Genomic DNA, 13,559 nt, shown 5'->3' with positions numbered 1-13,559 from the left:
CCCGGGCCTTGCTTGTGCCGCGCGTGCATCGCGCCTGCGCGCCCCTCGCGGCCCGGCCGCCCCCGGAGCACAAAAAACGCCCCTGCGGCAATCTGTCGCAGGGGCCTTGCGTTTCTGTGGCGGAAGGAGAGGGATTTGAACCCCCGGAGGGCCTCAACGGTTTTCAAGCCCGCCGCATCCAGCCGCTCTGCCTACCTTACCTTGCAGGGCTGTTCGTCGGCGCCGGCCCGTCTTTCAGGACACGCTGTACGGGCACTCGGGCCTGCACGTCTCGGGGCTTGCTTACGGCGGAAGTGAATTCCGCCTGCGCGCCCCTCGCGGCCCTCCGCCCCCGGAGCACAAAAAAAGCCCCTGCGGCAATCTGTCGCAGGGGCCTTGCGTTTCTGTGGCGGAGGGAGAGGGATTTGAACCCCCGGAGGGCCTCAACGGTTTTCAAGGCCGCCGCATGCAGCCGCTCTGCCGACCTTACAGGCTTGTTCGTCTGCTCCGGCCCGTCAGCTCAGGACACACTGTACGGGCGCAGGGCTTGCACGTCCCGGGCCTTGCTTGTGCCGCGCGTGCATCGCGCCTGCGCGCCCCTCGCGGCCCGGCCGCCCCCGGAGCACAAAAAAAGCCCCTGCGGCAATCTGTCGCAGGGGCCTTGCGTTTCTGTGGCGGAAGGAGAGGGATTTGAACCCCCGGAGGTATGACCCTCAACGGTTTTCAAGACCGCCGCATTCAGCCGCTCTGCCATCCTTCCTTATTGGGTTGTTCGTTTGCTTTGGCCCGTCAGCTCAGGACACACTGTACGGGCGCAGGGCCTGCACGTCTCGGGGCTTGCTTACGGCGGAAGTGAATTCCGCCTGCGCGCCCCTCGCGGCCCGGCCGCCTGAAGGCTGGCCGGGGGCCCCTGAGCTTCGGGCCGCCCGCGTGTGCACAGGGCACACGCCACAGCGCCAGACAGCATACGGCCAAAGAAACGGGGCTGTCAAGGCATGCCGCGCTACAGGTAGGCGGGCATCTGGAACTTGCCGTCCTTGTCGGGCGAAAGTTCGGAATAGCTTTCGGCGGTACCGGCCACAATGGGCATGCGCTGACCCTTGAGGGTGTTGTATTCGGCCGCAAGTTCGCGCATTCTGGCAAATTCCGGCATGTTCACCACGCCGTGTTCCAGGGCCGTGCCCACGCAGGACACAAGCAGCATGCCCGCGGAACCGCTCTTCACTTCCAGACGTATGCCGGAAATGACGTTGGCCCCCATTTCCAGGGCCTGCATCTTGGCCACGTTGATGGCGCGCTGTTCGGCCATGCGTATTTTCTTGAGATATTCCTCGGATTCACCGCCGAAGAAGTCGGAAAGCACGTTGGAAATACCGGTGAAGGCGCCCACGCCGATGACCGCATAGCCGGAAACCACGCCCTTCACGCCGCTCGTCCAGGTTTCGGGGTGCGGGGTGGTGAACACCTCTATCTCTTTAAGGATCTGTTCCTGATACTGGCCGAGTTCAGTCTTGAGATCGCCCAGGCGCTCTTCCCGCGCAAGGGAAAGTTCCTTTACCTTGTCCATGGCGCAGGACATGCACATATCCTGAGCGTCGATATCAAACCGGGCAAAGTCGGCGATGCTTTCGGCGCACAAATGACGAATGCCGCCCCGTTTGCTGAATTTCCTGCCGCAAATGCGGCAATCCTGTGCCTGCTGCATACGGTTACCCGCCTTTACGTTTGTCCCGCAGTCCGTCTGCGAAGCTCCGGGAGCGTTCAAGAGAAAAAACAGAAGGAACAAAAGAGCAGTATAAGAACGGGTCGCCTCTCAGGCAAGAGGCGCAAAGTGCCCCTCCGCCGGAGGCCTCCTTCCCCGTTTTGACAAATGAAAAAAATAACATAGCTTTTTTTTCCGGGGGAAAATTCCTGCCTCCGGCGTGATTTTTTTCTTCTTCTGAGGGAAAGCTCCATATATTTTCCATGGTTATCCCGGGAATATCTTCTCCTGGCAGCATGGCTTCCCCGAAGCGCCCCGCGCAGGGAGTAAAACGAAAGGCGATTTCACCGTTGCAAGACGCCTCCATTTAAACTAATATAACAAAGTTCACTGGAACCGTCACCATAATGGCGTGGAATTTCAGGCGGTTCCGACATGCCTCCCTTCCGGCCCGGCCGGAAGATGCGCACTGTCCTTTTTTATCACCTCAACCAGCACGAGGCATCGGGATGGAGGAGAGGAACAACACAACCACACCGGCGAATGCGGCGAAAAAATGCTGCTGCGGCTGGGGCGCGTTTGTCGTGGGGCTGGTCGTGGCCCTTATTCTTGGATGGTGGGTTCTGCCCAACCTTATGAAGGAAACCAAAAGGCAGCCCATCGCCTTCAGCCACGTCGAACATGTACAGAATCAGGGCATGACCTGTGAGCAGTGCCATTTTGTGCGTGCCGACGGCACATTCAGCGGAGCGCCCACCACCGCCCAGTGCGCCGAATGTCATTCGACGATTCTGGGGAACGACCCTGAGGAGGCGCGCTTTGTCCGCGAGTACGTCCAGACCGGCCGTGAGATCAAGTCGGAATGGCTGATCTACCAGAAGCAGCCCGACAACGTGTTCTTCAGCCATGCTCTGCATTTCGGTCCTCTGGCCGAACTGAAGGGCCCGGCGGAAGTTTCCGCGTTCTGTTCGCGCTGCCACCTGAACGTGGCCGAAACGGACGTTCCCCCCGTTTACCGGGAAAACAGGCTTTCGGGCTACTCCGAAAACACCATGCTGATGTGGGGGTGCGAACGCTGCCATGCCGAACATATGGCCATGGGCAACACCAACGCCAGCAACGCCTGCTTCACCTGCCACAAGTAAGGCAAAAGCGAGGAAATCATGGACAGACGAGGATTTCTTAAATTTGCCGCCGGCGGGACCGTGGGCCTCGTGGCGTCTCCCATCATCTGGAACACTCTTTACGACGCCGTGTACTGGACGCAGAACTGGGGCTGGATCCCGCGCCTGAAAAAGGGCGCGAGTGAATACCTGCCCACCGTGAGTAAAATCTGCCCCTCCGGCACCGGCTTTCTTGTCCGCACCGTGGCGGGCACGCCCGTGCGCACCATCGGCGACAGGAACAATCCCGTGACTCACGGGGCCATCACGGCGCTCGCCGCCGCCGAAGCCGAGCTTCGCGTGAGTCCCGCGCGCCTCAAGACTCCCCTGCGCCGTTCTTCCGACGGCGCGTACATCGCCATCACCTGGGCCGAGGCCGAACGCCTGCTCAAGGAAAAGATGCAGGCTGCGGGTTCCTCCGTGGCCGCCGTGTCGGGCGATCCCACCTCCAGCATCAACGAAGTGCTCTCCTCGATGCTCAATCAGAAGGGTTCTTCCGACTTCTACTTCATGCCCGGCGACGAACAGCCCGCCGCTCTGGCCTGGGAGGCCATGGGCGGACAGGGACGCCTCGGCTACGACATGGAAGGCAGTGACTGCATTCTTGCCGTGGGCGCTCCCGTGCTGGAAAGCTGGGGCGTGGTGGCCGCAAACCGCAGCCTCTTCAACCGCACGCATCCCGTGGGCGGAGAAGCCACGCAGAAGTTCCTCTACGCCGGAGCGGTGCAGAACAACACCGCCGCAGGCGCCGACCTGTGGCTGCCCATGAAGAACGGCACTGACATGGCGCTCATGCTGGGCATCGCCCACCTGCTCATCAAGGCGGGGAAAAAGGGCTTTGCCGCCGGTCTCGGCAACTTTGCCGCCTTTGTCGAAGCCTACACGCCCGAAAAGGTTTCCGCCATCACCGGCGTGCCTTCCGCGCGCCTTGAAGCCGCGGCGAAAATGCTCGTCGAAGCCAGGCGCCCGCTGGTCATCGCTGGTTCCGCCTTAGGTTCCGGCGGCTCTGCCGGCCCCGTCATGGCGGCCGTGGCCCTGAACATGCTGCTCGGCAGCGTGAACAGGCAGGGCGGCATGCTGGACATGCCCTTCCCTGTTTCTGTGGTGGACCATGCCACCGAATACCGCGCCACCATCGCCAAGCGCTTTGTGGACTACACGCAGTCCGTGGCCGCGGGCAAGACCAAGGCTCCCGCCTTCCTTCTCGTGTATGCGGCAAACCCCGTGTACTCCCTGCCTGCCGACGCGGGCATGAAGGAAACGCTGGCCAAAGCGGGCTTCACCGTGGCCGTGGCGAGCTTCATGAGTGAAACGTGCGCCCAGTGCGATCTGGTGCTTCCCGCCGCCCTCGGCATGGAAGCCTTCGACGACGTGCAGACGCCCTACGGTTCCGGCCGCGTGACCTACGCGCTGGCCCGCCCTGTGGCCAAACCCTTTGAAAACGCGCGCGGCGCGGGCGAACTGTTCATTGCCCTCGCGCAGGAACTGGGTCTGGAACTCGGCGTGAAGGACATGCCCGAACTTCTCTACAAGCATGCCTACGCCCTGGGCGCTCCCTTCCGTTCCATGATGGAGGAAGGAAAGGTGCATGTGGCCGGCTTCGACCTGCCCGCCTCCCCGCTGTTCTACAACTGGGAAGCCATACGCCTTGCGGCCTCCGCTCCGGGAGCCGAAGGCGATCTTCAGGTCGCCCCTGTGGTGGTGCTCGGCATGGGCACGGCGCAGACGGCCATTCCGCCCTTTGCCACCAAGGTGGTCACCGACTATCAGCTCAAGGGCAGATACAGCGTGGCGCAGATGAACGGCGCAACCGCTGCGAAACTGAAGGTAAAAGCCGGGGACCTTGTCAGGCTGGTCGCCGGAAACAATGTGGAAATCACTGTGGTTGCCGCCATTTTTGAAGGCATCCTGCCCGATACCGTCTCTCTGGCGGCCGGACTCGGCCATACGGCGTTCGACGAGTTCAGCAAGGGCAAGGGCGCGAATGTTCTGGCGCTGACCAGCGTTTGCAGAGAACCCGGCACCGGGCTGCCGGTCTGGGGCCTTGCGGGCGTAAAGGCCGCAAGGGCATAGGGGGGTTCTGATGTCTTCTGAAGTCAAAGAATTCAAGATAAAGTGGGGCATGGTCATTGATATCGACAAGTGCACGGGCTGCGGCGCGTGCATGGTGGCCTGCCAGGCGGAAAACAACGTCGCCCCTGCCGTGGACGGAAGCAACAAGCTGCGTTCCCTCAACTGGCTCACGGTGTTCCGCCTTTCCAACCACAAGCCCTTCCCCGATCATGAAGTGGCCTATCTGCCCCGGCCCTGCATGCAGTGCGGCAAGCCTTCCTGCGTGGCGGTGTGCCCCGTGGTGGCCACCGACAAGCGCGAGGAAGGCGGCATCGTCAGCCAGATACCGCCCCGCTGCATCGGCTGCCGGTACTGCATGGCCTCGTGTCCTTACCATGCCCGTTACTTCAACTGGTACGACCCGAAGTGGCCCGGCGATCTGGCCCAGGCCCTCACGCCCGACGTTTCCACGCGCATGCGCGGCGTGGTGGAAAAATGCTCCTTCTGCCATCACCGCTTCATGAAGGCGCAGGAAAAGGCCGTTGCCAACGGACAGGATCCCATGAATCTGCCCGACGGCGCGTACATCACCGCCTGCACGGAAGCCTGCCCCAACGGGGCCATCACCTTCGGCGACCTGAACAACCCGGCCCACAAGGTCCATGAGCTCATCAAGAGCCCCTATGCCTTCCGTCTGCTGGAACGCCTGGGCACCGAGCCTCAGGTGTACTATCTCAGCAAGCGCGAATGGGTGCGCCGCGAAGGCGACAACTATCTCGAACACGAAAAGACCGGCGAAGCCAGAAAGCAGGGGTAGGTTATGGATTACAGCAAACCTGTTGACGCGGAGCTCTTCCCGGAAGGGTGCGAGCGCTGCTCTCTGACCAAATTCACGGGATGGATGGCCATCCTCGGCGTGGTCTTCCTCTGGGGGCTTTACGCCGCCGTGCGCATCCTGGGCTTCGGCCTGGGTGAAACCGGCATGGACGACTACTTCGGCTTCGGCCTCTGGATCACCTTCGACCTTGCCGTCATCGCCCTGGGCGCCGGCGCGTTCTTCACGGGTGCGCTGCGCTACATCCTCAACATCGACGAGCTCAAGAACATCGTGAACCTCGCCGCGGTGATCGGCTTTCTCTGCTACACCGGCGCCATGATGATTCTGGTGCTGGATATCGGTCAGCCCATCCGCTGCTGGTTCGGCTACTGGTACCCCAACGTGCATTCCATGCTCACGGAAGTTATCTTCTGCATCACCTGCTACTGCATCGTGCTCATTCTTGAGTTCGTGCCGCTGGTGCTGGAGAACCGTCAGCTCATGAAGAAGCCCTTCATCCATGCGCTGGCCCACAACTTCCATGTGTACATGCCCATCTTCGCGGGCATAGGCGCGTTCCTCTCCACCTTCCACCAGGGCTCCCTGGGCGGCATGTACGGCGTGCTCTTCGGCCGCCCCTACCTGTTCCGCGAAGGCTTCTTCATCTGGCCCTGGACGTTCTTCCTCTTCGTGCTTTCCGCCGTGGCCTCCGGCCCCATGTTCACCGTGCTCGTGTGCACGCTCATGGAAAAGATGTCCGGCCGCAAGCTGGTGAGCTGGAACGTGAAGCAGCTCATGGGCAAGGTGGGCGGCACCATGCTCATCGTGTACACCGTGTTCAAGTGCCTGGACAGCTGGTACTGGGCCACCGACCTGCTCAATTCGCAGGGCCTGACCTTCGATCAGATGTTCAACGGCTGGATTTACGGCAAGTGGCTGTTCTGGCTGGAACATGCGCTCATCATCATTCCCATGATCGTGCTGCTCATCAAGCCTCTGCGCGAAAAGCCGTGGATCTTCTACCTCATGCTGTTCGCCACCTGCGCAAGCATCACCATCAACCGCTATGTGCTCACCGTTCAGGGCCTGGCTCAGCCCGTCATGCCTTTCGACGCCTGGTACTCCTACGCGCCTAACTGGGCGGAATGGGCAAGCTGCTTCCTCGTGTTCTCCTATGCGGCCATGGTCCTTTCTCTGGCCTACCGCTACACGCCCATGTTCCCGCAGGAAGCGGAACTGAATAAGAAGTAAGAGGATTTTTCCTCTGCCGGGCGGTCTTCCTCCGAAGACCGCCCTTTTTTTGTTTAATGCGCCAAAGAATACGCTCCCTTCAGAAAAACCGGGAAGAAAGAACCCAGTCCCGGCAGACAACGGCAGAAAAGGTCGGGAAAGGGAGAACCATGCCCCGGGGTAATGCGGGAAAAGCCCCTCAGCCCGAAAAAGCCCGCACATCCGCCCCCGCAGAGGAAAAAACTCTCTCAAACATCCGCATACCGTTCCCCGCAGGGCTGAAAAGTCCCCCCGCACAGCGCAAACCGTGGAAGGCAGCCCCCCCCTGCCCCGCACAAACAAAAAACATCGGGAACAGGCGCGGAAACGGGGAATGCAGGCAAGCGGTGGGAAAATCCGCGCAGACCGGAAAGCCTGGGCAAAAGGCGTGCCCCTTCCCCAAAGGGAAAAGCCCCATGGAGGCAGAACGCGCGCCTGAAAAAACGATGCTGAGGCCCTTCCAGAGAGGAAAAACGCCCCTCACCGGAAACGCCCACACAGGTGCCCCCGCAGAGGAAAAAGGCCCGTCAGCCCTCTCTGCCGAACGCTTCGGCAAAGAGGACGCGGCCGCACAGGGGAGCCTCCTCAGGCGCAGGGCCATGAAAAGGTCACTGGGAGGGCTTTTTCTCTGCCCGGGAGCGGAGGGGTTCCCGTAAGAGGAAAAAGGCGCTGAGGCAGGCCGTACCCGCGGAAAAACGCCCCAAAAACGCCCTGCTCTCCGCATGGGCGGTATAACACGGATGCTCCGCCGCTGTATGGCGCGCAGCCGGAGGCGGAAGCGCCTTTGCTGACCACACGGCTCCGGCAGAAATACCGGGGAAGGGAGAACCATGCCCCGGGGTAATGCGGGAAAAGCCCCTCAGCCCGAAAAAGCCCGCACATCCGCCCCCGCAGAGGAAAAAACTCTCTCAAACATCCGCATACCGTTCCCCGCAGGGCTGAAAAGTCCCCCCGCACAGCGCAAACCGTGGAAGGCAGCCCCCCCCTGCCCCGCACAAACAAAAAACATCGGGAACAGGCGCGGAAACGGGGAATGCAGGCAAGCGGTGGGAAAATCCGCGCAGACCGGAAAGCCTGGGCAAAAGGCGTGCCCCTTCCCCAAAGGGAAAAGCCCCATGGAGGCAGAACGCGCGCCTGAAAAAACGATGCTGAGGCCCTTCCAGAGAGGAAAAACGCCCCTCACCGGAAACGCCCACACAGGTGCCCCCGCAGAGGAAAAAGGCCCGTCAGCCCTCTCTGCCGAACTCTTCGGCAAAGAGGACGCGGCCGCACAGGGGGTCATCCTTCAGGCGCAGGGCCATGAAAAAGCCCCTTTGGGAGGGCTTTTTCTCTGCCCGGGAGCGAGGGGTTCCCGTAAGAGGAAAAAGGCGCTGAGGCAGGCCGTACCCATTGAAAAACACCCCGAAAATGCCTCCCGCCCCGCATGGAAGGTATAACACGGATGTTCCGCCGCTGTATGGCGCGCGGCCGGAGGCGGAAACGCCTTTGCTGACCACACGGCTCCTGCAGAAATACCGGGGAAGGGAGAACCATGCCCCGGGGTAATGCGGGAAAAGCCCCTCAGCCCGAAAAAGTCCGCACAGCCGCCCCCGCAGAGAAAAAAGGCCCCGTCAGCCCTCTATGCCGAACTCTTCGGCAAAGAGGACGCGGCCGCACAGGGGGGCATCCTTCAGGCGCAGGGCCATGAAATGAGCCTCGGGCAGGCCCCCGGGGGTTGCTATGCCGAAGCGCGAGGCAGGCACAAAGCCGAAGCGGGAATAATACGCTTCACTCCCCAGCACGAGCACGCAGGAAAAGCCGCGCTCCTGCGCCAGAGCAAGCCCTGCCCGCACCAGCGCGCTCCCCACGCCCTGCCGCTGAAAGCGCGGCAGTACGGCCAGAGGGGCCAGCACCAGGGCCTCCGCCTCTCCCACACGGGCGCGGGTGAACAGGATATGCCCGGCGCATTGGCCGCCTGCTTCCGCCACAAGAGAAAGTTCCGGCACAAAGGCCCGCCCCCGGCGCAGGGCCTCCACCAGGTCCTGTTCCGTGCCGTCGCTGTGCTCTGCGCCGGCAAAGGCTTCCCGCACAAGGGCATACACCTGTTCATGATCTTCCGGCCTTTCCTGCCGCACGGATACGGTCAGGCCTGCGGAGTTTTCCCTGTCCTTCTGTCCGCACGGAACTGAGCGGGCCTGCGCCGCGCCGCAGTCTGCGCCCGCGCTCCGGGCAGCTTCCCCTTCCGCACGGCGGCCTCCGGCCTCAAGGGGCCTTACATACCTGATTTCCCGTATCTGTTCCCCGGGAATATACTTGACTTCCCCGCTGGGGGAAAAGCCGTTTTTCTCATAAAAGCGCCGCGCATTGTGGTTTTTCTCCAGCACCCACAGAAACGCGGCGGTAAAGCCCTGCGCCGCAAGGGCGGCAAGCGCCCCTGCCATGAGCGCCTTGCCCATGCCCCTGCGCTGATGGCGTTTCAGCACATACAGGCCGTACACTTCCCCAGTGGAGGCCGGAACCCCCTCATCCCTCGAACGGCCGAAGCCGCAGAAGCCCACAACGCCCTCTTCGGCCTCGGCAACGAGCATATCGCGGCAGCCCTGACGGCGGAACATGGCCGCGCTCTTTTCCGCGCTCCTTGCCGCAAACATCCAGGGGGGAAGCAGGCGCGTATAGGTTTCCCGCCAGGCCTGTTCGTGCACAAGGCCCACGGCCTGCGCGTCTTCCACCACCGCCTTACGGACACAGAACGACATATTCCTTCCTTTGCGGCCCTGCCGCTGTTGACCATGCCCGGAAACGGCGCCCAGAAAGCGGGCAGGCCGCACCCGCCGTTTTTCTGAAAGGACCGTGCAAAGCCCGGTTTTCCGCACCCGTCCTCAGGACTCCGCAACGGCCCTGTTTCCCCATGCGCTCCCACATCCGGAGCGCCCCGGAGGGCTGCCGGCAACGCCCCTTTCGCAGGCGATACGCGACCTTGCGGAACCCTTGCCGCCCGCAGGCCTCGCCGCCCTTCCCTGATCTCCCGCAGCCTTTCGGGACCATCCCTCAGGCCCTGCGGAACCGTTATCAGGCCTTCTGCCCCCTCCGCAGACCTTCCGGAACCAGATTTTCCGGAACCGTACCCTGAAGCCCCTGCGCCGTGGGCACTCTTCCTCAGATATACAGGCCGGAATCCCCCCGCCGTGAACCGCCCGGCCCACGGCGAAAGACGGATGGCCGATCATGCGTCGGGCCTGCCGCTATTCTCCGTCTGCGGCCGCCGTTCGTGGTATTCGGCAATGAACTTTTCCAGAAGTCTGCCCAGTGCTTCAAAGTCGATGGGCTTGGAAACATGGGCGCTCATGCCCGCCCGGGCGGTTTCGGCCACATCTTCGGCAAAGGCGTTGGCCGTAACGGCAATGACGGGCACCAGGGCGGCGTCGGGGCGCGGCAGGGCGCGGATGCGGCTGCACGATTCACAGCCGTTCATTTCGGGCATCTGCATATCCATGAGAATGGCGTCGAAATAGAACGGTTCCGACTTCTCAAAGGCTTCCAGCGCCTGACGGCCGTTCCAGGCCTTTTCCACGCGAAGACCGCTCATGGTCAGGATTTCCTCGGCCACTTCCATATTGATTTCATTGTCTTCCACAAGCAGGAGGCGCTTTCCGGCAAGGAAGCCCGCATCCTCGCTCTTCTCCTCTCCGGCCGGAGCCGGGGCAGGTTCCTCCTCGCGCACCATGGGGAAGGGCAGGATGACGGTGAAGGTGGTGCCCTGCCCCAGCCGGCTGGAAACCATGATACTGCCGTTCAGAAGTTCCACAATGCTCTTCACAATGGGCATGCCGAGGCCCGTGCCGCTCACACGGCGGGAGAAGGTCTGGTTTTCGCGGGAATACGGCTCGAATATCTTGTTCAGGTATTCTTCCGACATGCCCCTGCCGGTATCGGAAACCACGATTTTGTACTGCACATATTCGTTCTGGCTGACCTGGGAGATTTCCACGGACACGGAATCCCCCTCATCGGTGAACTTGAGCGCATTGGAGAGCAGGTTGTTCATGATCTGGGTGATGCGCACAGGGTCGCCCATGATGAGCGAATGTGTGATGTTCCATTCCACAAGAAAGGCCTTGCCCTCGTTTTCCGCCTGAATTTTAAAGGGGCTGAAGCATTCCTCCATGCAGGAACGTATGTCCATGCGCTGGTTGTTCAGTTCTATCTTTCCCTGACTCAGCCGGGAAATTTCCAGAATGTCGTTGACGAGCTGAATGAGGTGACGGCTGGAATTTTCGATTTTTTCCAGGTACTGCGTCACCCGCTGGGGATTCTGCACGGAACGCCGGGCAATGCCTGCCAGATTGATGATGGCGTTCAGGGGCGTGCGCATTTCGTGCGACATGTTGCTGAAGAACACCTGCTTGGCCTTGTCGCTGCGCACGGCCCTGTTCAGGGAGTTCACGAGCAGGGTGTGTTCCTCAAGCTGCTTCTGCTTTTCCCTGTCTATTTCCCGGAAGCAGAGAATGACTTCACGGCTGTTGACGGCCTCGTCGAAAAGCACGCGGATGTTCATCCAGCGGCCGGTGTCGCCGAAGCGCTGGCGGAAGTCGCCGCCGAAGTTGCGGACATGGTGCCTGACCAGATCGCGGATGTTGGAAATGGAAAAGCTGTCCAGATAGCTCTTGAGGTATTCGGTTTCCAGATTGTCGCATATCACGCGCATGAGATCCGCATAGGGGCCCACAGGCGCAAGATGCGTCCGTATGAAGTCGGCCTCCCGTATGATTTCATAGCGCTCCTGCGTGTGGTCGATGCGGTACACGGCATCGTAGCTGTTGCCCAGCACCTGCACGGCCTCGCTGGTATGCTCGAACTTGCGCTGACCGCTGATGTTCCGCCATGTGAGCAGGGCCATGCCGATGAGCAGCAGAAACACCAGCGCATAGAACAGGCTGCTGAAGGAATTGAGATCCTTTAAAATGACGCTGAAGGGAATGGTGAGGATGGAAATCCAGCCGTTGGTCATTTCATAATAATACACGCCCCGGCGTTCCCCTTCCATATCCACGATGCTGGCGGAATACGCGCCGAGTTCGCCCAGCTTGATGCGCCGGAACAGGTCCTTCACATAGAGGGCAAGGTTTTCGTAGCTCTGCTGGCTGCTTGTCTGCGCAAAGAGCAGCGTTCCCTGCTTGTCGCACAGGAAAAAGGAACTCTTGTGGGAACCGTCGAGCATGATGTTGGAAAAACGGAAATTTTCCGGAAAGATATCAAAGGCCAGCACCCCGCCGGAAGCGCATTTCCCGGCAATGGTGATCACCGGCTTCTGAGAGATGGCATCGGTGTAGGTGTCGGTGAAAATCACCTTTCCGGGGTTTTCCGCCGCCTGCTGATACCATCCGGCATTGCTGAAATCGTAGCTGTCATCCCCCTCCCAGGGGTTCAGCGCCACGATGTAACCGTCCATGACAAGGTAGGGGTCCACCGTGCCTTCTCCCAGCAGGCTCTGCACATGGTTGAAGAAGTGCATCATTTTTTCCGTGACCTCTTCCCGCCCGGAACTGCTGTCCACCACGTTCATGCCGAAGGCCACCAGCACGGAATAGAAGTCAAGGTTGCTCTGCTGCTCCAGCGAATAGGTACGCGATAAATTATCTCCCAGATTCTGTGCATTTTTCAAAAGATTGATTTTCATGATCTGGTACCCGACCAGAGAAAAAAGCAGCATGACCATGAAAATGGAAATGCTGAACCTTGTTTTTCTCACCAGGTACGAAAGGTTGCTGTAAACGTCTTTCATCCTTCCCCCATATTGGCGGCAATATCAATACGTTATTGCCGGTGCTCACAAAGCGTACCCTTGCCGCAATAAAGCTGCGGCACATGCGGAGGCTTTTTTTTCACCTCTTCCAGTGTCGCAGAGTTCACCCGTAAAATCAATGGGATTTGCCGCGCGCGGCGCTTCTGTGACAGGGGGGCACGAAGAGGAACGGGGCGTTTCTGCATGAGTACAGACCCCTTTCCGCCGGGCGGACCGGGGCACGCCTTCTTCCAAGGGAAGCGCCGGAGGGGGGAGCATGGCCGGGGAAAGAAGAAAAAAGGGGGGAAGAAGAAAAAAGGAAAGCGCCGGGGCCTGCCGCCACCGGGGAGCGCCCCGCAGAAGGGACAAAAAAAGCCCCGCAGAGGGGATCGGTGGCTGGAGGGGGCGCAGGAGGGAAAGCGCAGGAACATGCCGGGACAGCAAAGCCCCGTTGCCTGCGGGCGTGCCACGCCGGAAAAGAGGCAAGGTGCTGCTGCATACAACATGCCGGAATCAATAAATAAAGATGGCATATCGGGCGCACCCTGCGTTCAAAAGCCGGGCGCTCCTCCCGCTGGGGCGGGCCTTCTTCCAAGGGAAGCGCCGGAGGGGGAGCATGGCGGGGAAAAGAGACCGGAGCAAGGAGAAAGAAGAAAAGGAGAAGAAAGGAAAGCGCCCGGGCCTGCCGCCACCGGGGAGCGCCCCGCAGAAGGGACAAAAAAAGCCCCGCAGAGGGGACCGGTGGCTGGAGGGGGCGCAGGAGGGAAAGCGCAGGAACATGCCGGGACAGCAAAGCCCCGTTGCCTGCGGGCGTGC

7 protein-coding genes and 2 tRNA genes are annotated in these 13,559 nt (G+C 61.0%); 4 read left to right on the top strand and 5 right to left on the bottom strand.

Annotation, left to right across the window (positions count from 1 at the left end; genetic code table 11):
- Nucleotides 1–117: 117 nt before the first annotated feature.
- From Q0K07_RS11575 to Q0K07_RS11565, 3 genes are all read right to left on the bottom strand, one after another.
- Nucleotides 118–200, bottom strand: a tRNA-Ser gene (locus Q0K07_RS11575).
- Nucleotides 201–651: 451 nt separating this feature from the next.
- Nucleotides 652–739: transfer RNA gene (locus Q0K07_RS11570), tRNA-Ser, on the bottom strand.
- Nucleotides 740–982: 243 nt separating this feature from the next.
- On the bottom strand, nt 983–1,618 hold the full coding sequence (locus Q0K07_RS11565; RefSeq protein ID WP_294559379.1) for a heavy metal-binding domain-containing protein: 636 nt from the start codon (nt 1,616–1,618) through the stop codon (nt 983–985).
- Nucleotides 1,619–2,190: 572 nt separating this feature from the next.
- On the opposite strand from Q0K07_RS11565, the gene qrcA reads away from it, so the two are divergent.
- The 4 genes from qrcA to qrcD are packed head-to-tail and all read left to right on the top strand — an operon-like array spanning nt 2,191 to nt 6,964.
- Nucleotides 2,191–2,826 carry a menaquinone reductase multiheme cytochrome c subunit QrcA gene (gene qrcA, locus Q0K07_RS11560; RefSeq protein WP_294559377.1) on the top strand — a complete coding sequence of 212 codons (636 nt, stop codon included), beginning with the start codon at nt 2,191–2,193 and terminating at the stop codon, nt 2,824–2,826.
- A gap of 18 nt (nt 2,827–2,844) precedes the next feature.
- Nucleotides 2,845–4,917 (top strand): menaquinone reductase molybdopterin-binding-like subunit QrcB, encoded by a 2,073-nt coding sequence (gene qrcB, locus Q0K07_RS11555; RefSeq protein ID WP_294559376.1) that lies wholly within the window; start codon nt 2,845–2,847, stop codon nt 4,915–4,917.
- A 10-nt stretch (nt 4,918–4,927) separates the two neighbouring features.
- Complete coding sequence (gene qrcC, locus Q0K07_RS11550; protein WP_294559373.1) at nt 4,928–5,713, top strand: menaquinone reductase iron-sulfur cluster-binding subunit QrcC; 786 nt, start codon at nt 4,928–4,930, stop codon at nt 5,711–5,713.
- A 3-nt stretch (nt 5,714–5,716) separates the two neighbouring features.
- Complete coding sequence (qrcD, locus tag Q0K07_RS11545) at nt 5,717–6,964, top strand: menaquinone reductase integral membrane subunit QrcD (RefSeq protein ID WP_294559371.1); 1,248 nt, start codon at nt 5,717–5,719, stop codon at nt 6,962–6,964.
- 1,628 nt (nt 6,965–8,592) lie between these two features.
- On the opposite strand, the gene Q0K07_RS11540 is transcribed toward qrcD, so the two are convergent.
- Both Q0K07_RS11540 and Q0K07_RS11535 read right to left on the bottom strand, forming a co-directional pair.
- Complete coding sequence (locus Q0K07_RS11540; RefSeq protein WP_294559369.1) at nt 8,593–9,717, bottom strand: GNAT family N-acetyltransferase; 1,125 nt, start codon at nt 9,715–9,717, stop codon at nt 8,593–8,595.
- 467 nt (nt 9,718–10,184) lie between these two features.
- A complete protein-coding gene (locus Q0K07_RS11535; RefSeq protein WP_294559368.1) occupies nt 10,185–12,743 on the bottom strand; it encodes a hybrid sensor histidine kinase/response regulator in 2,559 nt (852 codons plus the stop codon).
- Nucleotides 12,744–13,559: the final 816 nt, after the last annotated feature.

This window comes from uncultured Mailhella sp., from assembly GCF_944324615.1.
GTDB lineage: Bacteria > Desulfobacterota > Desulfovibrionia > Desulfovibrionales > Desulfovibrionaceae > Mailhella.
The sequence above is the reverse complement of the archived record's forward strand: the minus strand, read 5'-3'. Positions and strand labels throughout refer to the sequence as shown.

Coding starts and splice junctions, on each gene's coding strand:
- qrcC (WP_294559373.1), top strand. CDS start 4,928: ATGTCTTCTGAAGTCAAAGAATTCAAGATAAAGTGGGGCATGGTCATT.
- Q0K07_RS11540 (WP_294559369.1), bottom strand. CDS start 9,717: ATGTCGTTCTGTGTCCGTAAGGCGGTGGTGGAAGACGCGCAGGCCGTG.
- qrcB (WP_294559376.1), top strand. CDS start 2,845: ATGGACAGACGAGGATTTCTTAAATTTGCCGCCGGCGGGACCGTGGGC.
- qrcD (WP_294559371.1), top strand. CDS start 5,717: ATGGATTACAGCAAACCTGTTGACGCGGAGCTCTTCCCGGAAGGGTGC.
- Q0K07_RS11535 (WP_294559368.1), bottom strand. CDS start 12,743: ATGAAAGACGTTTACAGCAACCTTTCGTACCTGGTGAGAAAAACAAGG.
- qrcA (WP_294559377.1), top strand. CDS start 2,191: ATGGAGGAGAGGAACAACACAACCACACCGGCGAATGCGGCGAAAAAA.